17 protein-coding genes are annotated in these 18,745 nt (G+C 70.7%); 8 read left to right on the top strand and 9 right to left on the bottom strand.

All coding sequences use genetic code 11. The features are described 5' to 3' along the window. The first annotated feature begins 86 nt into the window (after window positions 1-86). The 3 genes from AQI95_RS12680 (at window position 87) to AQI95_RS12670 (ending at window position 4,993) form a co-directional block, all read left to right on the top strand. Window positions 87-1,256 carry an LCP family protein gene (locus AQI95_RS12680; protein ID WP_067121456.1) on the top strand — a complete coding sequence of 390 codons (1,170 nt, stop codon included), beginning with the start codon at window positions 87-89 and terminating at the stop codon, window positions 1,254-1,256. Between the two features lie 230 nt (window positions 1,257-1,486). Continuing rightward, window positions 1,487-3,253, top strand: coding sequence for an LCP family protein (locus tag AQI95_RS12675; RefSeq protein WP_067121453.1), 1,767 nt, complete (start codon window positions 1,487-1,489; stop codon window positions 3,251-3,253). A 141-nt stretch (window positions 3,254-3,394) separates the two neighbouring features. After that, on the top strand, window positions 3,395-4,993 hold the full coding sequence (locus AQI95_RS12670; RefSeq protein ID WP_067121450.1) for an LCP family protein: 1,599 nt from the start codon (window positions 3,395-3,397) through the stop codon (window positions 4,991-4,993). Window positions 4,994-5,067: 74 nt separating this feature from the next. Here the strand turns inward: AQI95_RS12670 and AQI95_RS12665 are convergent, their stop codons facing one another. Next, complete coding sequence (locus tag AQI95_RS12665; RefSeq protein WP_067121449.1) at window positions 5,068-6,090, bottom strand: glycosyltransferase family 2 protein; 1,023 nt, start codon at window positions 6,088-6,090, stop codon at window positions 5,068-5,070. 129 nt (window positions 6,091-6,219) lie between these two features. Between AQI95_RS12665 and AQI95_RS12660 the strand changes: the two genes are divergently transcribed. After that, window positions 6,220-7,737, top strand: coding sequence for an LCP family protein (locus tag AQI95_RS12660; protein WP_482255582.1), 1,518 nt, complete (start codon window positions 6,220-6,222; stop codon window positions 7,735-7,737). Window positions 7,738-7,753: 16 nt separating this feature from the next. Here the strand turns inward: AQI95_RS12660 and AQI95_RS12655 are convergent, their stop codons facing one another. Further along, window positions 7,754-8,302, bottom strand: coding sequence for an acyl-CoA thioesterase (locus tag AQI95_RS12655; RefSeq protein WP_067121445.1), 549 nt, complete (start codon window positions 8,300-8,302; stop codon window positions 7,754-7,756). A gap of 119 nt (window positions 8,303-8,421) precedes the next feature. Between AQI95_RS12655 and AQI95_RS12650 the strand changes: the two genes are divergently transcribed. After that, window positions 8,422-9,720 carry an LCP family protein gene (locus AQI95_RS12650; protein ID WP_208614150.1) on the top strand — a complete coding sequence of 433 codons (1,299 nt, stop codon included), beginning with the start codon at window positions 8,422-8,424 and terminating at the stop codon, window positions 9,718-9,720. 63 nt (window positions 9,721-9,783) lie between these two features. Here the strand turns inward: AQI95_RS12650 and AQI95_RS12645 are convergent, their stop codons facing one another. Together AQI95_RS12645 and AQI95_RS12640 are read right to left on the bottom strand one after the other, a co-directional pair. Continuing rightward, the gene (locus AQI95_RS12645) at window positions 9,784-10,146 is read right to left on the bottom strand and encodes a four-helix bundle copper-binding protein (protein WP_067121439.1); all 363 of its coding nucleotides are present in this window, start codon (window positions 10,144-10,146) and stop codon (window positions 9,784-9,786) included. A gap of 171 nt (window positions 10,147-10,317) precedes the next feature. Then, entirely contained in the window at window positions 10,318-11,475 is a 1,158-nt protein-coding gene (locus tag AQI95_RS12640; RefSeq protein ID WP_067121437.1) for an acyl-CoA dehydrogenase family protein, read from the bottom strand. 180 nt (window positions 11,476-11,655) lie between these two features. Between AQI95_RS12640 and AQI95_RS12635 the strand changes: the two genes are divergently transcribed. Then, entirely contained in the window at window positions 11,656-12,999 is a 1,344-nt protein-coding gene (locus AQI95_RS12635; RefSeq protein WP_067121435.1) for a UDP-glucose dehydrogenase family protein, read from the top strand. A 104-nt stretch (window positions 13,000-13,103) separates the two neighbouring features. Here AQI95_RS12635 and AQI95_RS12630 read toward each other — a convergent pair whose 3' ends face one another. Beyond that, complete coding sequence (locus AQI95_RS12630) at window positions 13,104-13,613, bottom strand: CGNR zinc finger domain-containing protein (protein ID WP_067121433.1); 510 nt, start codon at window positions 13,611-13,613, stop codon at window positions 13,104-13,106. 83 nt (window positions 13,614-13,696) lie between these two features. On the opposite strand from AQI95_RS12630, the gene AQI95_RS12625 reads away from it, so the two are divergent. Next, window positions 13,697-14,065, top strand: a complete 369-nt coding sequence (locus AQI95_RS12625; protein ID WP_067121431.1) for a VOC family protein — start codon at window positions 13,697-13,699, stop codon at window positions 14,063-14,065. Between the two features lie 20 nt (window positions 14,066-14,085). Next, entirely contained in the window at window positions 14,086-14,478 is a 393-nt protein-coding gene (locus tag AQI95_RS12620) for a VOC family protein (protein ID WP_067121430.1), read from the top strand. Between the two features lie 40 nt (window positions 14,479-14,518). On the opposite strand, the gene AQI95_RS12615 is transcribed toward AQI95_RS12620, so the two are convergent. The 4 genes from AQI95_RS12615 to AQI95_RS12600 form a co-directional block, all read right to left on the bottom strand. Then, window positions 14,519-15,643 carry a dipeptidase gene (locus AQI95_RS12615; protein ID WP_067121428.1) on the bottom strand — a complete coding sequence of 375 codons (1,125 nt, stop codon included), beginning with the start codon at window positions 15,641-15,643 and terminating at the stop codon, window positions 14,519-14,521. Window positions 15,644-15,861: 218 nt separating this feature from the next. Continuing rightward, window positions 15,862-17,046, bottom strand: a complete 1,185-nt coding sequence (locus AQI95_RS12610) for a dipeptidase (RefSeq protein ID WP_067121426.1) — start codon at window positions 17,044-17,046, stop codon at window positions 15,862-15,864. 6 nt (window positions 17,047-17,052) lie between these two features. Further along, complete coding sequence (purE, locus tag AQI95_RS12605; RefSeq protein WP_079071222.1) at window positions 17,053-17,586, bottom strand: 5-(carboxyamino)imidazole ribonucleotide mutase; 534 nt, start codon at window positions 17,584-17,586, stop codon at window positions 17,053-17,055. Continuing rightward, on the bottom strand, window positions 17,583-18,722 hold the full coding sequence (locus tag AQI95_RS12600) for a 5-(carboxyamino)imidazole ribonucleotide synthase (RefSeq protein ID WP_067121424.1): 1,140 nt from the start codon (window positions 18,720-18,722) through the stop codon (window positions 17,583-17,585). The genes purE and AQI95_RS12600 overlap by 4 nt, the downstream gene beginning before the upstream one ends. Between the last annotated feature and the right edge of the window lie 23 nt (window positions 18,723-18,745).

Below are 18,745 nucleotides of genomic sequence, written 5' to 3'. Positions count from 1 at the left end.
AACAAAGGGCGCTCGCGCTCCCCCTCCCCGCCACGCTCGTAGGAGCAGGACGTGACGCTCGTACGCCTTGAGGGGGTGCCCCGCCCGTGACCGACTCCGCAGGCAAGGCCCTCGGTCCCGGTCCCGGGGCCTCGGCCACCGGGGAAGGGCTTCGGCGGCGGCGCAGGCGGCGGTCGGTGAAGGGGACGGCGCTCGGGCTGGGCGTGCTCGTGGTGGCGGCCGCCGGGACCGGCTGGGCCCTGTACGCCAAGCTCAGCGCGAACATCACCGCGGACGACGCGGCCGCCAGGGAACTGGCCCAGTACGAGGCCGAGCGGCCGACCGCGCTGGTGCGGGGCGCCCAGAACATCCTGCTGATCGGATCCGACACGCGGTCCGGGGACGGGAACGCGCGGTACGGGCGGGATCTGGGCACCGAGCGTTCGGACACCACGATCCTGCTGCATCTGGCCGCGAACCGGCGCAGCGCCACCGCCGTGTCGCTGCCGCGGGACCTGATGGTGGACGTCCCCGGCTGCCGGCAGTCCGACGGCACCCGCAGCGAGCCGGTGTTCGCGATGTTCAACCACGCCTTCCAGGTGGGCGGTTCGGGGTGCACGATCCGGACCGTCGAGAAGCTGACGGGCATTCGGATCAACCATCACGTGGTCGTGGACTTCAGCGGGTTCAAGGAGATGGTGGACGCCGTCGACGGGGTGCGGGTCTGCCTGAAGGAGCCCATCGACGACAAGGCGGCCAAGCTGAAGCTGCCCGCGGGGAAGGTCATGCTCGACGGCGAGCAGGCGCTCGGGTACGTGCGGGCCCGCAAGTCGCTCGGCGACGGCAGCGACACCGAACGCATGGAGCGCCAGCAGCGGTTCCTCGCCGCGCTCGTCGACAAGATGCGGAGCAACGACGTCCTGCTGAACCCGGTGAAGCTGTACCCGGTGCTGGACGCCGCGACCTCCTCGCTGACCACCGATCCGGAACTGGCCAGTCTGCGCGGCTTGTACCAGTTGGTGCGCGGGCTGCGCGACATCCCCACCGAACGGGTGCAGTTCCTGACCGTTCCGAGGGAATCGTACGTCTACGACGCCAATCGTGATCAACTCGTGGAGCCGGAGGCCGAGAAGCTGTTCGCGCGGCTGCGGACCGACCGGCCCGTGGCGGTGGCCCGGAACCAGCCGTCGGGGGCCTCGGCGCCGGACGGCAAGGGCGATCCCGCCCCCGCGCCCACCTTCCACGGGAACACCGCCGCCGAACACACCTGTGGGTAATGCGCACATCAAGACGCCGAACTTCCCTCCAGGAAATGAGGCGTATTGCCCAGTTGTAGGCAGAGGAATTTGTCACCGGCGTCGCTTGACGCTGAACTGGGCGGATAGTGTGAGCGATCCGGTGCACCCGGCCGCAAGGTCCGTCCTGGGGTCGTGCACTGTTTCACCGAGACCCGAGCGCCTTTGAGGGGGAAGGCGCCGCGTGGCCCCGACGGAGGATTCGGACAACCGTGGACGCGCAAGGCCGTGGGCGGGCGGACAACATCGATCCCGCAGACCAGTGGGTGCTCAATCCGAACACCGGCGAATACGAACTGCGACTGGGCCCTTCCGCTCCGCAGTCGTCGGTCCCTCGCCCCCGCAAACCCGCCGCCCGGGACAACGCCGGCGCACCGCGCCGCCGCAAGGACTCGGCGCCCGGCGAGAACCGCGAGGCGGGCAGGACGGGCAAGGCGCGCGGCGGTTCCGTGCCGCCGCCGCGCTCGGGCCGGCGCCGCGGCGGCGAGCCGGAGACCCCGCAGGGCCGCCGTGCCGCCCGGCGGCCGGTGAAGAAGAAGTCGAAGGCCAAGAAGATACTGGCGTGGACCGCCGGCGTCACTGCGTTCGTACTGGTCGCCATCGGCACGGCCGGCTACCTCTACCTCAAGCACCTCGAGGGCAACGTCACCACGACGGACGTCGGCAGCGCGGCCAAGAACGGCTTCAGCAAGGACGACGCCTTCAACATCCTGATCATCGGAACCGACAAGCGCACCGGCAAGGGCAACGAGGGCTACGGCGACAAGGGCAGCGTCGGGCACGCCGACACCAACATCCTGCTGCACGTCTCCAAGGACCGGACGAACGCGACCGCGCTCAGCATTCCGCGTGACCTGATCGTCAACGTGCCGGACTGCCAGACCAAGCAGCCCGACGGCTCCGAGAGGGTCATCGCGGGCACCGACAACGCCCGCTTCAACACGAGCCTCGGGCAGGACGGGCGGGATCCGGGCTGCACCATGCGCACGGTGCAGGAGGTCACCGGCATCCAGCCGGACCACTTCATGATGGTCGACTTCAACGCGGTGAAGACGCTGACCTCGGCGGTCGACGGCGTGGACGTGTGCCTCGCGCACGCGGTGAACGACAAGGACTCGCACCTGAAGCTGTCGGCCGGCGAGCACAAGATCCAGGGCGAGCAGGCCCTGGCCTTCGTCCGCACCCGGCACAGCTGGGGCAACCAGGGCGACCTCGACCGCATCAAGGTGCAGCAGCAGTTCATGGCCTCGCTGATGCGGAAGATGTCCTCCAGCGACACGCTCACCAACCCGAGCAAGCTGATCGATCTCGCCGAGGCCGCCACGAAGGCGCTCACCGTCGACCAGGGCATCGGTTCCGTGGGCACGCTCAAGGACATCGCGCTGGAGCTGAAGAAGGTCCCGACGAAGAACATCTCGTTCGTGACGGTGCCCGTGATCGACAACCCGGCCGACGGTGCCGTCCACAAGACGGTCATCGTCAACCAGACCACCGCCCCCGATGTCTTCGACGCGATCAAGAACGACGTCTCCTTCACCGAGGTGAAGAAGAGGGAGAAGGCGGCCAAGGACGCGGAGGCCGCGCGTCTGAAGGGCAGCATGTCCGCACCCTCCGACGTGCGGGTGCGCATCCTCAACGGCGGCGCCGAGTCGGGCAGCGCGCAGGAGACCCTCCAGTGGCTGCAGACCCAGGAGGGCGTGCTGAAGTCCGAGAACGCGGGCAACGCGGGCTCCCTGGCCAAGACCACGCTGGAGTACGCGCCCGACCAGGCCGCCCAGGCGCGGGAGCTGGCCCATCTCATGGGGCTGTCCGGTTCCGCGCTCAAGCCCGGCAAGAGCGTGATCAACTCCCAGGGGCTGCCGGCGATGACGCTGACGCTGGGCAAGGACTTCAAGGGCGCGGGTGTCTCGCTCACCGCGCCGACGAAGGCCCCGGACGTCGACAAGTCCACGGCGGACAAGGTGAAGTGCGCTTCTTAAGAATTCTTAGGTAACCAGGCGGGTCCGTCGTGCGTCTAACCGGACGCGGGACGGGCCCGTTTGGCACGCGCGAGGGTGGGGAGGGCAGGAAGCTTGGCGCAGAGCGATGTACGAGGGAAGGATCCTGCGGTCGACGACACGATGTCGCTCGCATCACAGGACCGCAAGCCGCCGGAGGGGTCCGGCGGGCGCGGCGGGGGGCGACTCAGAGGCGGCTTCGGGGCCGAGCGGCCGCGCCGCAGACGGCGTGCTCTGCGCTGGTCGGCGACCGTCCTCGCGGTGGTGATAATCGGCACCGCCGGAGCCGGCTATCTCTACTACGAGCACCTGAACGGCAACATTCAAAAGGGGCAGCGCAGCAGCGGCGACGACTCCAAGGCGCAGCGGACACCGGCCAACGCGGCCGGGCAGACACCGGTGAACATCCTGCTGATCGGCTCGGACAGCCGCAACTCCGCGGAGAATCTGAAGCTCGGCGGCAGCAGGGACAGCGTCGGCGCTCCTCCGCTCGCCGACGTGCAGATGCTCATCCACCTGTCCGCGGACCGCAAGAGCGCCGCCATGGTGAGCATCCCCCGGGACACCCGGGTCGACATCCCCAAGTGCACCGACCCGGACAGCGGCAAGGTCTTCCCGGCGACCAACGACATCATCAACACCACGCTGGCCCGCGGCGGCGCCGGCTGCACGCTGGCCACCTGGGAGAACCTCACCGGGGTCTACATCGACCACTGGATGACGATCGACTTCGCGGGTGTGGTGAGCATGGCGGACGCCATCGGCGGCGTCGACGTCTGCGTGAAGCAGAACGTCTGGGACCGCTCGACGCCGGCCCAGCGCGGCGGCTCCGGGCTGAAGTTGACCGCCGGGACGCACAAGGTCCAGGGCGTGCAGGCCCTGCAGTGGCTGCGCACCCGGCATGCCTGGGGCAGCGATCTGATGCGCGCCCGCGCCCAGCACATGTACCTGAACTCGATGATCCGCACGCTGAAGCACCAGAACGTGTTCACCGACACCGGCCGGCTGATGGACCTGGCCGAGTCGGCCACCAAGTCCCTGAAGGTCTCCGAGGAGATCGGCACGGTCAAAAAACTGTACGACCTGGGCATGGAGCTGAAATCGGTCCCGGAGAACCGCATCACGTCGGTGACGATGCCCAACGCCAAGGACCCGCAGAACTCCGAGCACGTCGTGCCGGAGACGGCCGACGCCAACCGGATCTGGCAGATGCTCCGCGACGACGTACCGTTCGACAAGAACGGCAAGGCCTCGGACACGAAACCGGTCGCGAGCAAGGGCACTCCGGCCAAGTCGCCGTCCACGGACCCGAGTCGGCTGGGCGTCCTGGTGCGCAACGCCACGCAGACGTCCACGCAGAGCGCGGCGCAGGGACGCGCCGGCGAGATCAGCCAGGTGCTGGCGCAGCAGGGCTACGCCAGGGCGAGTGCCGACTCCTCGGGAACGCTGTCCGCGGACAGCACGGTCGTGCAGTACCCGAGCGCGGACCTTCAGGGCGACGCGCAGGCCGTGGCGAAGGCGCTCGGAATCCCGACGAGCGCGGTGAAGCAGTCGACCGACGTGTCGGGGGTCACGGTGGTCGTGGGCGCGGACTGGCGCACCGGCACCGCCTACCCCAAGCAGGCCAAGCCGAAGGCCGGCGACCTGCCCACCGGCTCCGACGCCCTCAACGGCTCGGACTCCTCGCAGTGCATGGACGTGTACAAGCCGTACCAGTGGTGACCGTCGAGGCGTGACCGGCGGACGCGAAGGGCCCCTCCCGGCGCGGGAGGGGCCCTTCGTGGCTGTGTCTGGTGTCAGGCCGGCACTGCCTGCCGCCGCGACGCGATGACCTTCTTCGCCAGCGACTTCGGGCTGGTCAGGAAGCCCCAACCCCACGACATGTGCATGGTGGCCAGGGCCACCGGGATCTGCAGCCGGGCCTTCAGGGGCAGCCCCTTGCCCGCCGGGACGGAGCCCGCGGCGATCGCCGCGAGGTAGCCGCCGGGGACGACGAGGCCCCACGGGGTGAGCGCGGCGCCGACCACGATTCCGGCCGCTATCGCGCACACCGCCGTCGGCGGGGCGAGATAGCGCAGGTTGATGGAGCCGGAGTGGTAGCGGGCCACGACGTGCCGCCAGCGGCCGTAGTCCTTGTACTGCTTGGCCAGCGCCCGCACCGAGGGCCGGGGCCGGTACGAGACCTTCAGCTCGGGCGAGAACCAGATGAGCCCGCCGGCCTCCCTGATCCGGAAGTTCAGCTCCCAGTCCTGGGCGCGGATGAACTCCTCGTTGTAGCCGCCCTGTTGCTCCAGCGCCTCGCGGCGGAAGACGCCGAGGTACACGGTCTCGGCGGGGGCCGCCTGGCCGCCGGTGTGGAAGGCGGCGTTGCCGACACCGATCTTGGAGGTCATCGCGGCGGCGACCGCGTGCTCCCAGTCGTTCTCGCCCTCGGCGTGCATGATGCCGCCGACGTTCTGCGCGCCGGTCTCCCCGAGGAGCCGGACGGCGGTGGCGATGTAGTTCGGCGAGAGCATGCCATGACCGTCGACACGGACCACGATCGGGTGCCGGGAGGCCTTGATCGCCGCGTTCAGCGCGGCGGGGGTGCGGCCGGTGGGGTTCGGGACGGTGTGGACGCGCGGGTCCTCGCGCACCAGCTCGGCGGCGATCTCGTCCGTGCGGTCCGTGGACGGACCGAGGGCGATGACGACTTCCATCTCGCCGGCGTACTCCTGCGCGAGGATCGCTTGGACGGCCCCCCGCAGATGCCGCTCCTCGTCGAGGACGGGCATGATCACGGAAACGGCGGGGAGCGGCACGTCGGGCTTGGCGTTCATAGGGGGCTCACGTTACCGCGAACGGGGGACACCGGTGCGCGCCGCCGGGGCGTAAGACGCGGGCTGGAGATCGTATCGGCCTACGGTGCTCACGGATCCCACGTACGGCCCCGCCCGGAGGTGTCCTTCTTGGCCAGCCCGCCCCGGTCGCCCTCCCCCACTGCCAAACGCGTGGGAGGTACCCCCAGTCCGCAGCGCCGACCGCAGCCGCCCCGCCGTGTGCCGCGCCCGCCCGAGCGGGTGAGGTCCCTGCGGCCGCCGCGGCGGCCCCGCTGGGCGATGCGGGCGGCGACCACGCTGTCCGTGCTGGTGCTCGCCTCCGCCGGGATCGGGCACGCGGTGATCAGCAGCCTGGACGCGGGCATCGCGCGGGTCGACGCATTCAAGGACATGAAGAACCGGCCCCGCGCGGGCCACGGCACGAATGTGCTGCTGGTCGGCACCGACGGCCGCGACAAGATCACCGAGCGGGAGCGGCGGCAGTTCCGGCTGGGCGGGGTGCCCTGCCACTGCACCGACACGATGATGATCGTGCACATCTCGGAGAACCGGGACCGGGCCACCGTGGTGAGCCTGCCGCGCGACTCCTACGCCGAGGTGCCCCCGCACACCGACGACACCTCGGGGCAGCAGCACACGGGGCACCCGATCAAGCTCAACGCGGCCTACGCCGAGGGCGGCCCCCAGCTGACGATCCGCACGGTCGAGAACATGACCCATGTGAAGATCGACCACTATCTGGAGGTCGACTTCGCCAGTTTCATGAAGACCGTGGACGTCCTCGGCGGGGTGCGGATCTGTACGACGACCCCGCTGAAGGACTCCTACACCGGCCTGGATCTCGCCGCCGGCACCCACACCCTCAGCGGCGGGCAGGCCCTGCAGTACGTGCGGGCCCGGCACATCGACGGGGCGAGCGACCTGGGCCGGATGAAGCGGCAGCAGCAGTTCCTGGCCGCGCTGATCGAGCGGGCCACCTCCTCGGGGGTGCTGCTGAACCCGATGCGGTTCCGGGACGTCACCCGGGCCGTGCTCGGCTCGGTCCGCGCCGACGAGGGCTTCGGCGCGGACGAACTGCTCGACCTCGGCCGGGCCATGCGCAGCTTCTCGCCGTCCTCCTCCGAGTTCACCACCGTGCCGATCGCGCAGATGAACTACGACGTCAAGGGCATCGGCTCGACCCTGAAGTGGGACTCGGCCAAGTCGGACCAGCTCTTCACGGCCCTGCGCGACGACACGTCGCTCACCGCGGACCAGCCGCACCACGCCCACACCCCCGCACCGGCGCCGGTGGACGTGGACCCGCGGCAGATCCGGGTCCAGGTGGCGAACGGCACCGGTACGGAGGGCCTCGCGGGGCGCGTCGACTCGGCGCTCGCGGCGACCGGCTTCGCCACGACCCGCCAGCCGGTGACCGCCCCGGCCCATGTGCCGCACACGGTCATCTCCTACGACCCCCGCTGGGACCGCTCCGCCCGCTCGCTGGCCGTCGCCCTGCCGGGCAGCGAACTGCGCGCGGTACCGGGTCAGGGGCCGTTGCTGAAGGTGACCGCAGGGACGGACTTCAAGGACGTGCACAAGGTCCGCTTCGAGGACCCCGCCCGGCCGCAGCTGACCGCGGTGCGGGGCGACGAGGTGCTCTGCTGAGCGCGCTCGGGGGCGCTCAGTCCTCCAGCCCCGCCGCCGCCCTCTTCTCGCGCAGTTCGCGGATGGCGCGGCGGCGGGCCAGGCGGTGGGTGCGGCGGATCTGGGCCTCCTGGTAGCGGCGGCGGTCGCGGTCGGTCTCCGTGATCACCGGCGGTACCCGGCGCGGCTTGCCGTCGGCGTCGACGGCGGCGAAGACCAGGTAGGCGGAGCCGACCTGGGTGGCCGGGGTCGACTCGTTCCAGCGCTCGGCGAGGACCCGCACACCGACCTCCATGGAGGTCCGGCCGGTCCAGTTCACCTGCGCCTTGACATGGACCAGGTCACCGACCCGGATCGGCTCCAGGAAGGCCATCTCGTCCATGGAGGCGGTGACGGCGGGGCCGCCGGAGTGCCGGCCGGCCACCGCGCCCGCCGCGTCGTCGACCAGCTTCATGATCACACCGCCGTGCACCGTCCCCAGCAGGTTGGTGTCGCTGTGGGTCATGATGTGGCTGAGGGTGGTGCGCGAGGCGGACGTCGGCTTGCCGGGGATGTCCGGTTCCGCGTCCGTGGCCTGGTCTGTCATGGCGTCCACCATATGCCGAGGCGGCAGTCGCGGATTTTGTGTCGGCTTCGCAACAGCGCCGCCCCTATTTTCCGACAGCCCTTGTAAGCCATACGGCGGTGCCCTGCACACTGGTCCGCATGAATGACTGGCCCGAGGGATGGTCCGACAACAATCGCGGACCCCGGTACGGACGCGGAAGCGCCGGCGCGCAGCCGGAGGACGCGCGTGTGATGCGTCAGGTGCGGCGCGGTCCGGCGGTACCGCCCGGGCAGCGCTCCTACGGCGACCCCGGCCCGGCGGCACCGCCGTACGGAGCCGGTGTCCCGCAGCAGCCGTCGTACGCCGACGGCCAGGGATACGACGACTACGACAGCGGGTACAACACCGGGCAGGTCTACGGCGGCCAGGGCCCGGGCGGTACGGCGGACGGGCCGCCCCGCGCCCCGCGGCCCGCGCCGAACTGGCGGCGCCGGATCAAGTGGACCGTGATCACGCTGGCGACCGTGCTGGTGGTGACCTCGATCGCGACGTACTTCTGGGCCGACTCCAAGCTGCGCCGCGAGGTCGACCTGTCCGAGGTCATCGACCGGCCGGCGTCGGGCGCGGGCACGAACTACCTGATCGTCGGCTCGGACAGCCGTGAGGGCATGTCCAAGGCGGACGAGAAGAAGCTGCACACCGGCGGCGCCGAGGGCAAGCGCACCGACTCGATGATGATCCTGCACGTCGGCGACAACGGCGACACGCTGGTCTCGCTGCCGCGCGACTCCAACGTGACGGTCCCCTCGTACAAGGGCTCGACGTCCGGGAAGGTCTACCCGGCCACGGGCCGCCAGGAGAAGCTCAACGCGACCTACGCCGAGGACGGGCCGACGCTGCTGGTCCGCACGATCGAGGCCAACACCGGTCTGCACATCGACCACTATGTGGAGATCGGCTTCCAGGGCTTCGCGAACATCGTGGACGCGGTCGGCGGCGTCGACATCAACATCGACAAGGGCTTCAAGGACAAGTGGTCCGGCGCCGACTTCAAGGCGGGCGACCAGACCCTGAACGGCCAGCAGGCCCTCGCCTTCGTCCGCACCCGGCACGCGTTCGCCGCGTCCGATCTGCAGCGCACCAAGAACCAGCAGAAGTTCCTGTCGGCGCTGGCCCACCAGGTGGCCACCCCGTCGACGATCCTGAACCCGTTCACGTTCTACCCGGTGATGGGCGCGGGCCTGGACTCCCTGATCGTCGACAAGGACATGTCCCTGTGGGACCTGGGCTCGATGTTCTGGGCGATGAAGGGTGTCCAGGGCGGTGGTGGCACGTCCTTGAACATGCCGATCTCCGGCTCCGTCGGCGGCAACCTCGTCTGGGACAAGGCGAAGGTCAAGACGCTGGTGGACGAGCTGAACAACGACCAGAAGGTCACGGTCTCCGGCACCGGGTGACCGCTGCCGCGCAGCCGATCGAGGGCACCCCGTCGGGTGCCCTCGATCGCGTTCGGGCGAGCGTCACATCTTGGCGCCCGCCATGGCGCGGCACATCTCCGCTGCGCGGCGACACGCCTCCGCGCAGCGCATCATCTGCGGATCGTCCGGCATCGCCATACACGCGTCGGCACACATGTCACACGCCTTCGCGCACATCGCGCACATGTCGCCCGCCATGGGCGAGCGGCGCATCATCATGTCGGCGCACATACGGGTCGTCTCGGAGCAGTCCATGAGCGCGCGCATGATCTGCATCTGGGCCTGGCCGCCCATCTGCATGCAGGAACTCATGGTCTGCTCGCACATGGTGTGAGCGGCCATGCAGGCGTTGACGCAGTCCTGCATCTGCTGGGTCATGGGCGTCATCGTTCCGGGCTGGGTCATGGCTCCTCCTGGTGGGGCGGGGACCCGGACGGGGTCCCGTCTGCTTCCGTCCTACGTCCCGGCAGCCCGCCCCGCATGTGACCGACCGGTCGGCAGGTGCGCCCGGAAAGCAGAAAGGCGCCCCGAGGGGCGCCTCTCACCGAGACCCGGAGGACTCCGGCCCCCGTGCCGTTACGGCAGGTTGCGGGCCATGACGATCCGCTGGACCTGGTTCGTGCCCTCGTAGATCTGGGTGATCTTGGCATCGCGCATCATGCGCTCCACCGGGTAGTCGCGGGTGTAGCCGTAGCCGCCGAGCAGCTGGACGGCGTCCGTGGTGACCTCCATGGCCACGTCCGAGGCGAAGCACTTGGCGGCGGCGCCCAGGTAGGTGAGGTCGGCGTCGCCGCGCTCGGAGGCGGCGGCGGCCTGGTAGGTGAGGGCGCGGGCCGCCGAGATCTTCATCGACATGTCGGCGAGCATGAACTGGATGCCCTGGAAGTCGGCGATCGCCTTGCCGAACTGCTTGCGCTCCTGGACATAGCCCTTGGCGTAGTCGAGGGCGCCCTGCGCCACACCGAGCGCCTGGGCGGCGATGGTGATGCGGGTGTGGTCCAGGGTCTTCATGGCGGTCGCGAAACCGGTGCCCTCCGCGCCGATCATGCGGTCGGCGGGGATGCGGACGTTGTCGAAGTAGACCTCGCGGGTCGGGGAGCCCTTGATGCCGAGCTTCTTCTCGGGGGCGCCGAAGGAGACCCCTTCGTCCGACTTCTCGACGACGAACGCGGAGATGCCCTTGGTGCGCTTCTCCGGGTCGGTCACGGCCATCACCGTGTAGTACTCGGAGACGCCCGCGTTGGTGATCCAGCGCTTCACGCCGTTGAGGACCCAGTGGTCGCCGTCGCGCACGGCCTTGGTCTTCATGCCGCCCGCGTCCGAGCCCGCCTCCGGCTCGGAGAGGCAGTACGAGAACATCGCGTCGCCCTTGGCGAGCGGGCCCAGGTACTTCTTCTTCAGCTCCTCGGAGCCGGAGAGGATCACGGGCAGCGAGCCGAGCTTGTTCACGGCCGGGATCAGGGAGGAGGAGACGCAGGCGCGGGCCACCTCCTCGATCACGATGACGGTCGCGAGCGCGTCGGCGCCGGCGCCGCCGTACTCCTCGGGGACGTGCACCGCGTGCAGGTCGTTCGCGACGAGGGCGTCGAGGGCCTCCTGCGGGAAGCGGGCCTCCTCGTCCACCGCCGCGGCGTACGGCGCGATCTTCGCCTCGACCAGGGCGCGGACGACGTCGCGGAGCATGTCGTGCTCCTCGGACGGGCGGTACAGGTCGAAGTCAGCCGATCCGGCCACGGTCTCTCACGCTCCAAAGACGCAGTGATACTGACGCTAATTACCGTTAAGTAACTCAAATTTTAGAGGCCTGCCCGCAGCACGCCTACGTGAGCTACACGACAGCGGGGAAATTGCCCGGTGGACGGCCCGACTATGCTCGGGCACCGCACCGACGAGACCCCTAGCTGGAGCAGCCCCATGAGCCTGAAGATCACCGTGATCGGCACCGGGTATCTCGGCGCCACGCACGCCGCGGCCATGGCCGAACTGGGCTTCGAGGTGCTCGGACTCGATGTCGTGCCCGAGAAGATCGCCATGCTGGAGCGCGGCGAGACCCCGATGTACGAGCCGGGGCTCGAGGAACTGCTGCGCCGGCACGTGGCCGGTTTCGAGGGCTCCACCGGACGGCTGCGGTTCACCACCGACTGGGCCGAGGTCGGCGCCTTCGGCGATGTGCACTTCGTCTGCGTCAACACCCCGCAGAAGCACGGCGAGTACGCGTGCGACATGTCGTACGTCGACTCCGCGATCTCCTCGCTCGCCCCGCATCTGCACGGTCCGGCCCTGGTCGTCGGCAAGTCGACCGTACCGGTGGGCTCGGCCGACCGGCTGGCCGGACACCTCGCCGAGCACGCCCCGGCGGGCGGCGACGCCGAGCTGGCATGGAACCCGGAGTTCCTGCGCGAGGGCTTCGCCGTCCAGGACACCCTGCACCCGGACCGGATCGTGGCGGGCGTGCGCAGCGAGCGCGCCGAGAAGCTGCTGCGGGAGGTGTACGCGACCCCGATCGGCGAGGGCACGCCGTTCGTCGTGACCGACTTCCCGACCGCCGAGCTGGTGAAGACGGCCGCGAACTCCTTCCTCGCCACGAAGATCTCCTTCATCAACGCGATGGCGGAGGTGTGCGAGGCCGGCGGCGGCGACGTGGCGAAGCTGGCGGAGGCCATCGGGCACGACGACCGGATCGGCGCCAAGTTCCTGCGCGCCGGGATCGGCTTCGGCGGTGGCTGCCTGCCGAAGGACATCCGGGCGTTCATGGCGCGGGCGGGCGAGCTGGGCGCGGACCAGGCGCTGACCTTCCTGCGCGAGATCGACTCGATCAACATGCGCCGGCGCGGGGCGATGGTGGAGATGACCCGGGAGGCGCTGGGCGGCGGCTCCTTCCTCGGCAAGCGGGTCGCGGTGCTCGGCGCCACGTTCAAGCCCGACTCGGACGACGTGCGCGACTCGCCGGCGCTGAACGTGGCCGGCCAGATCCACCTCCAGGGCGGCCAGGTCACCGTGTACGACCCGAAGGGCATGGCCAACGCCCGCAAGGTCTTCCCGACCCTCGGCTACGCCGACTCCGCGCTGCAGGCGGTGCGCGGCGCCGATGTCGTCCTGCACCTGACCGAGTGGCGGGAGTTCCGCGAGCTGGACCCGGCCGCGCTCGGCGAGGTCACGTCGTCCCGGCTGCTCCTGGACGGCCGCAACGCCCTCGACCCGGAGCTGTGGCGGCGGGCGGGCTGGACGTATCGCGCGATGGGCCGCCCCACGGCGTGAGTCCGAGGGCGACGCCGGTTCGGCCGAGGCTCAGTCGGCCGAACCGGCGTCTTCGCGCATTCTGCCCCACCGGGCACAGGCATGGCCGCTGAACTCCCTGTGTCTTACCCCTCCTTGGCCCGGTACCGCCGCATCTTCGCCCGCGCCCCGCACACCTGCATCGAGCACCAGCGGCCGCGTCCGGCCGGGCTGCGGTCGTAGTACGCCCAGTGGCAGGTCTCGGCCTCGCACGCCTTCAGGCGGGTCCAGGTGCCCGCGACCAGCGCCTCGGCGACGGCCGCGGCGACCCGGGTGAGCAGCGTCGAGCCGTCCGCGGGGGCGGTGAATCCTGCGGACCCGTCCCGCTCGTCGACGGCGACGTACAAGGGCGCCCGGGACAGCAGCGCGCCGAGCGGGGTCACCGCGCGGTGCGGGCGATGACCGGTGTGCGCGAGCAGCACGGCCCGCAGCGACTCCCGCAGCTCCCGCGCCTGCGCCAGCCCGCTCTCGGTGATCCCGAAGCGGCCTTGGCCCTCCCGGGTGTCCAGCGCGTCGGCGCCGGACTCCAGGTCCAGCGTGTTGACCAGGGACTCGACCAACGCCAGGGCTCCGGGTGCGGCCGATCTCTCACTCATGCTTGCGACGTTACCTCCGATGCGGGACCATGCAGTAACCGTTACCGGTTACCCGCCCCTATGGGTAACCAGAGGAGGTAGTCATGGCTCTCGCCACGTTCGGCGTCGTGGTGCTGGACTGTCCCGATCCCCGTGCGCTGGCCGGCTTCTACGCCGCAGTGCTGGGCGGCACGGTGGAGGCGGACCCCGAGGACAGCGCGTGGGTGGACCTGAAGGTGCCCGCAGGGCCCGCGCTCGCCTTCCAGCGGGCGCCGGGGCACCAGCCCCCGACGTGGCCGGCGCCGGACGGCTCCCAGCAGTTCCATCTGGACCTGACGGTGGCGGACCTGGACGCGGCCGAGAAGGGCGTGCTGGAGCTGGGCGCGCGACCGCTCGACACGCAGGACCGCGCGCGGACCTTCCGTGTCTACGCCGACCCCGCCGGGCACCCGTTCTGTCTCTGCGCCTGCTGACCGTCCCGGAGGAGGAGTTCATGGCGTCCGTCGCCCGTTTCCGCAACGTCGTGCTCGACTGTCCCGATCCGCTCGCGCTGGCCGCCTTCTACGCGGCCGTCGCCGGAGGCGAACCGCACGCCGAGGACGAGGAGTGGGTCGTTCTCCAGGTCCCGGACGGGCCGCGGCTGGGCTTCCAGCGGGTCGAGGGGTACACCGCGCCCGAGTGGCCGCGCGCGGACGTCAACGGCCAGCAGTTCCATCTCGACTTCGACGCGGGCAGCACCTGGGCGCAGATCGACGCCGCCCATGAGCGGGTGCTCGCGCTGGGGGCCCGGCCACTGGATCTGACGGAGCGGGAGACCAAGGACTTCCAGGTGTACGCCGATCCGGCCGGCCATCCGTTCTGCCTGTGCCGGATCGAGCGCCCGTGACCGCCGCCTCGCCGGCCGCCCGTGCCCGGTGCCCCCGGCGCTAGAGGGCGTCCAGCTCCGTGATCCTCGTGGGCGAGGTGTCCCGGCGGTGCTGGGCCGCGCGGGCCGCGAAGTCCGCGCTGCGCAGCACCCGTTGGACGTTTCCCCAGGTCAGCAGGGCCAGATCGGCCTCGGACCAGCCGCGCCGCAGCAGCTCGGCGATCAGATGGGGGTAGCGGGAGGCGTCGGCGAGATCGCGGGGATGGACGGCCCCGGAGTCGTACGTGCCGGACAGGCCGACGGACTGCGGCCCGGCCACGTCACGGACGTGGTCGAGGTGGTCGGCGACGTCCTGGACCGTCGGCCCGGTCTGCTCGGCGATCAGCGGCACCATGCACAGGCCCCTCGCCGCGCCCAGTGCGGCGAGCAGCTCGTCGGGCAGGTTGGCCGGGTGCGGGCGCAGCGCGCGGGCGGCGGAGCGGCTGCACAGCACCGGGGTCTTGGACAGCGTGAAGACGCGTTCGGCGGTGGCCGCAGGGGCGCCGGAGACATCGGCGAGCACACCGAGCCGGTTCATCTCCCGGACGACCTCCTCGCCGAACCGGGTCAGCCCCCGTTCGCCCGCCCACGCCGTGCCGGTGAGCGTGAGCACCCGCAGGCCGAGGGCGCGCAGGATGCGCAGGACGCCGAGGGAGTCGTCGAGCGCGGTGGCGTGGGCGGGGCCCAGCACCACGGAGATCCGACCGCAGTTGCGGGCGTCGATGACCTGCCCGGCGGTGCGCACCAGGCGCAGCCCCTCCGGGTGGGACTCGATCACCGAGCGCACATGGTCCAGCTGTTCCAGGGTCCCGACGGTGGCGCGGTCGCCGCCGGGGCCCTCGGGCGGATGCAGCGACCAGAACAGCGCGCCCACATGGCCCTCGCGCATCCGGGGCATGTCGGTGTCGATCGCGGCCTCGCCCAGCTCCAGGTCGTAGCGGGGCAGATGGCGCAGGGCCCAGGGCAGCCCGCTGTAGCCGTCGGCGACGGGGTGCGCGGCGAGCAGGGCCCGGGCCTGGTCCAGGAGCACCCCGGCCGGGGTGTGCGGCTCCGGCTGCCCGGGTTGCTCGGGAAAGGGGGCGTCGGGCAGTCCGTCGAGCTCGCCGACCTCGGTCGTGCGGGGCATGTCGGGCTGGAGGTCGGCCATGGCAGCTCCGTACGTCCTGGGCAGCGTCGGTCGCGGCCGGCATACCGTCACGGTCGCACGGAGGTGCGGAGAACTTCCTGGCGAGTGGGGCGTTCGGGGGTACGCCCCACAGCTCTCGCGGGCCGTGCGCGCCACCTCGTCCAGGGGCTCCTGGCTCGCGCCTTCAGGCCGGCCGCGGGCGGGGCCGCCGGCTGCGCCGACTGCCCCGCCCGCGCGGATCAGGCGTCGCCGTCGAGCGACTCGATGGTGGCGTTGGACGGGGCGCGCGTGGCCTGCAGCCCGCGGGCCACGTCCTCCGCCGCGCCGAGCACCCGCACCGCGTTCTGCCAGGTCAGCTTGGCCAGATCGGCCTTGGACCAGCCGCGGTCCAGCAGCTCGGCGAGCAGGTTCGGGTAGCCGGAGACGTCGTCGAGGCCGTCCGGGGTGAACGCGGTGCCGTCGTAGTCGCCGCCGATGCCCAGGTGGTCGATGCCGGCCACCTCGCGCATGTGGTCCAGGTGGTCCGCCACCGTGGACACCGTGGCGATCGGGCGCGGGTTGCGCTCCTCGAAGGCGTGGTGGATCTTCATCGCCTCGGGCGACGTGTCCAGGTGGTGCAGGCCGTGGGCACGCATGTTGTCGTCGGCCGCCAGCGTCCAGTCGACGGCCGCCTGGAGCACGAACTTCGGCACGAACGTCACCATCGCCATGCCGCCGTTGGCGGGCAGCCGCTCCAGGACGTCGTCGGGGATGTTGCGCGGGTGGTCGCACACGGCGCGCGCGGAGGAGTGCGAGAAGATCACCGGCGCGGAGGTGGTGTCGAGCGCGGCGCGCATCGTCGTGGCCGCCACGTGCGAGAGGTCGACCAGCATGCCGAGGCGGTTCATCTCCCGGACCACCTCGTGGCCGAAGGCCGACAGACCGCCGACCTTGGGCTCGTCGGTCGCCGAGTCCGCCCAGTCGTTGTTGTCGTTGTGGGTGAGCGTCATGTAGCGCACGCCCAGCTCGTGCAGTGCGCGCAGGGTGCCCAGCGAGTTGTCGATCGAGTGCCCGCCCTCCGCGCCCATCAGGGAGGCGATACGGCCCTCCGCGCGTGCCGCCTCCATGTCGGCGGCGGTCAGCGCGGCCCGCAGATCGGCGGGGTGACTCTCGATCAACTGCCGTACGCAGTCGACCTGTTCGAGTGTCGCCGGTACCGCGCCCGGCAGATCCGAGCGCACATACACCGACCAGTACTGCGCCCCGACCCCGCCGGCGCGCAGCCGCGGGATGTCGGTGTGCAGATGGTCGTCCTGGCGTACGGCGATGTCGCGGGCGGCGAGGTCGTAGCGGACCTGCTCGCGCAGCTGCCACGGCAGGTCGTTGTGGCCGTCGACGACCGGGAACTCGCGCAGCAGGGACCGTGCTTCGTCCAGTGAGGTCATTGCCTGTTACTTCCCGAAGCCGAAACCGCTAGACCCCTCGACCTTGGCGCGCAGCCGCTTGCCCTTCTCGGTGGCCTGATCAGACAGGTCCTGCTGGAAGTCGCGCATCTTGTGCAGCAGGTCCTCGTCGTGCGCCGCGAGGATGCGGGCCGCGAGGAGACCGGCGTTGCGGGCACCGGCGACGGAGACGGTGGCGACCGGGACACCGGCCGGCATCTGCACGATGGACAGCAGCGAGTCCATGCCGTCGAGGTACTTCAGCGGCACGGGCACACCGATGACCGGCAACGGCGTGACCGAGGCCAGCATGCCCGGCAGATGGGCGGCTCCGCCGGCACCGGCGATGATCACCTTCAGTCCGCGGTCGGCGGCCTGCTCGCCGTACGTGATCATCTCGCGGGGCATGCGGTGCGCGGAGACGACGTCGACCTCGTAGGCGATCTCGAACTCGTCCAGCGCCTTGGCGGCGGCCTCCATGACGGGCCAGTCGGAGTCCGACCCCATGACGATGCCCACGACAGGGCCGGCAGCGGTGCTCATTCGGTGATCGTGCCTCTCAGATAGCCGGCTGCGTGACGGGCGCGCTCCAGCACGTCGTCCAGGTCGTCGCCGTAGGTGTTGACGTGTCCGACCTTGCGGCCGTGCTTCACGTCCTTGCCGTACATGTGGATCTTGAGCTTGGGGTCGCGGGCCATGCAGTGCAAGTACGCGGAGTACATGTCCGGGTAGTCGCCGCCGAGGACGTTGACCATCACGGTCCACCTGGCGCGCGGGCGCGGGTCGCCGAGCGGGAGGTCGAGGACCGCGCGGACGTGGTTGGCGAACTGCGAGGTGATCGCGCCGTCCTGGGTCCAGTGGCCGGAGTTGTGCGGGCGCATCGCCAGTTCGTTGACGAGGATGCGGCCGTCGCGGGTCTGGAACAGCTCGACGGCGAGATGCCCGACGACGCCCAGTTCCTTGGCGATGGTCAGGGCCATCCGCTCGGCCTGCAGCGCGAGGGACTCGTCCAGGTCCGGGGCCGGGGCTATGACCGTGTCGCAGACGCCGCCCACCTGCTGGGACTCCACCACCGGGTAGGCGACGGCCTGGCCGTGCGGGGAGCGTACGACGTTGGCGGCCAGCTCGCGGACGTAGTCGACCTTCTCCTCGGCGAGCACGGGCACGCCGGCACGGAAGGGGTCGGTGGCCTCCTCGGCGCTCTCCACGACCCACACGCCCTTGCCGTCGTAGCCGCCGCGCACGGTCTTCAGGACGACGGGGAAGCCGTCGCCCTCGGCTGCGAACCGGACGACGTCCTGCGGGTCGGCCACGATCCGGTGGCGCGGGCAGGGAATGCCGATCGCGTCGAGCTTCGCGCGCATCACACCCTTGTCCTGGGCGTGCACCAGCGCGTCTGGCCCCGGACGCACGGGGATGCCGTCCGCCTCCAGGGCCCGAAGGTGCTCGGTGGGTACATGTTCGTGATCGAAGGTGATCACATCGCACCCGCGCGCGAACTCACGCAGCGTGTCCAGATCGCGATGGTCGCCGATGACGACATCGTTCACGACCTGCGCCGCGGAATCCTGAGGGGTGTCACTGAGAAGCTTGAACCTGATGCCCAACGGGATGCCCGCTTCGTGCGTCATACGCGCGAGCTGCCCCCCGCCGACCATGCCGACTACCGGGAACGTCACACCCCTAGCGTATCGGCCACACC

Source organism: Streptomyces yokosukanensis (assembly GCF_001514035.1).
Lineage (GTDB): Bacteria > Actinomycetota > Actinomycetes > Streptomycetales > Streptomycetaceae > Streptomyces > Streptomyces yokosukanensis.
This window is presented reverse-complemented; position numbering and strand designations above follow the sequence as displayed.

Coding starts and splice junctions, on each gene's coding strand:
- AQI95_RS12620 (WP_067121430.1), top strand. CDS start 14,086: ATGGCGTCCGTCGCCCGTTTCCGCAACGTCGTGCTCGACTGTCCCGAT.
- AQI95_RS12655 (WP_067121445.1), bottom strand. CDS start 8,302: ATGACAGACCAGGCCACGGACGCGGAACCGGACATCCCCGGCAAGCCG.
- AQI95_RS12630 (WP_067121433.1), bottom strand. CDS start 13,613: ATGAGTGAGAGATCGGCCGCACCCGGAGCCCTGGCGTTGGTCGAGTCC.
- AQI95_RS12610 (WP_067121426.1), bottom strand. CDS start 17,046: ATGACCTCACTGGACGAAGCACGGTCCCTGCTGCGCGAGTTCCCGGTC.
- AQI95_RS12625 (WP_067121431.1), top strand. CDS start 13,697: ATGGCTCTCGCCACGTTCGGCGTCGTGGTGCTGGACTGTCCCGATCCC.
- purE (WP_079071222.1), bottom strand. CDS start 17,586: ATGAGCACCGCTGCCGGCCCTGTCGTGGGCATCGTCATGGGGTCGGAC.
- AQI95_RS12650 (WP_208614150.1), top strand. CDS start 8,422: ATGAATGACTGGCCCGAGGGATGGTCCGACAACAATCGCGGACCCCGG.
- AQI95_RS12615 (WP_067121428.1), bottom strand. CDS start 15,643: ATGGCCGACCTCCAGCCCGACATGCCCCGCACGACCGAGGTCGGCGAG.
- AQI95_RS12645 (WP_067121439.1), bottom strand. CDS start 10,146: ATGACCCAGCCCGGAACGATGACGCCCATGACCCAGCAGATGCAGGAC.
- AQI95_RS12635 (WP_067121435.1), top strand. CDS start 11,656: ATGAGCCTGAAGATCACCGTGATCGGCACCGGGTATCTCGGCGCCACG.
- AQI95_RS12665 (WP_067121449.1), bottom strand. CDS start 6,090: ATGAACGCCAAGCCCGACGTGCCGCTCCCCGCCGTTTCCGTGATCATG.
- AQI95_RS12670 (WP_067121450.1), top strand. CDS start 3,395: ATGTCGCTCGCATCACAGGACCGCAAGCCGCCGGAGGGGTCCGGCGGG.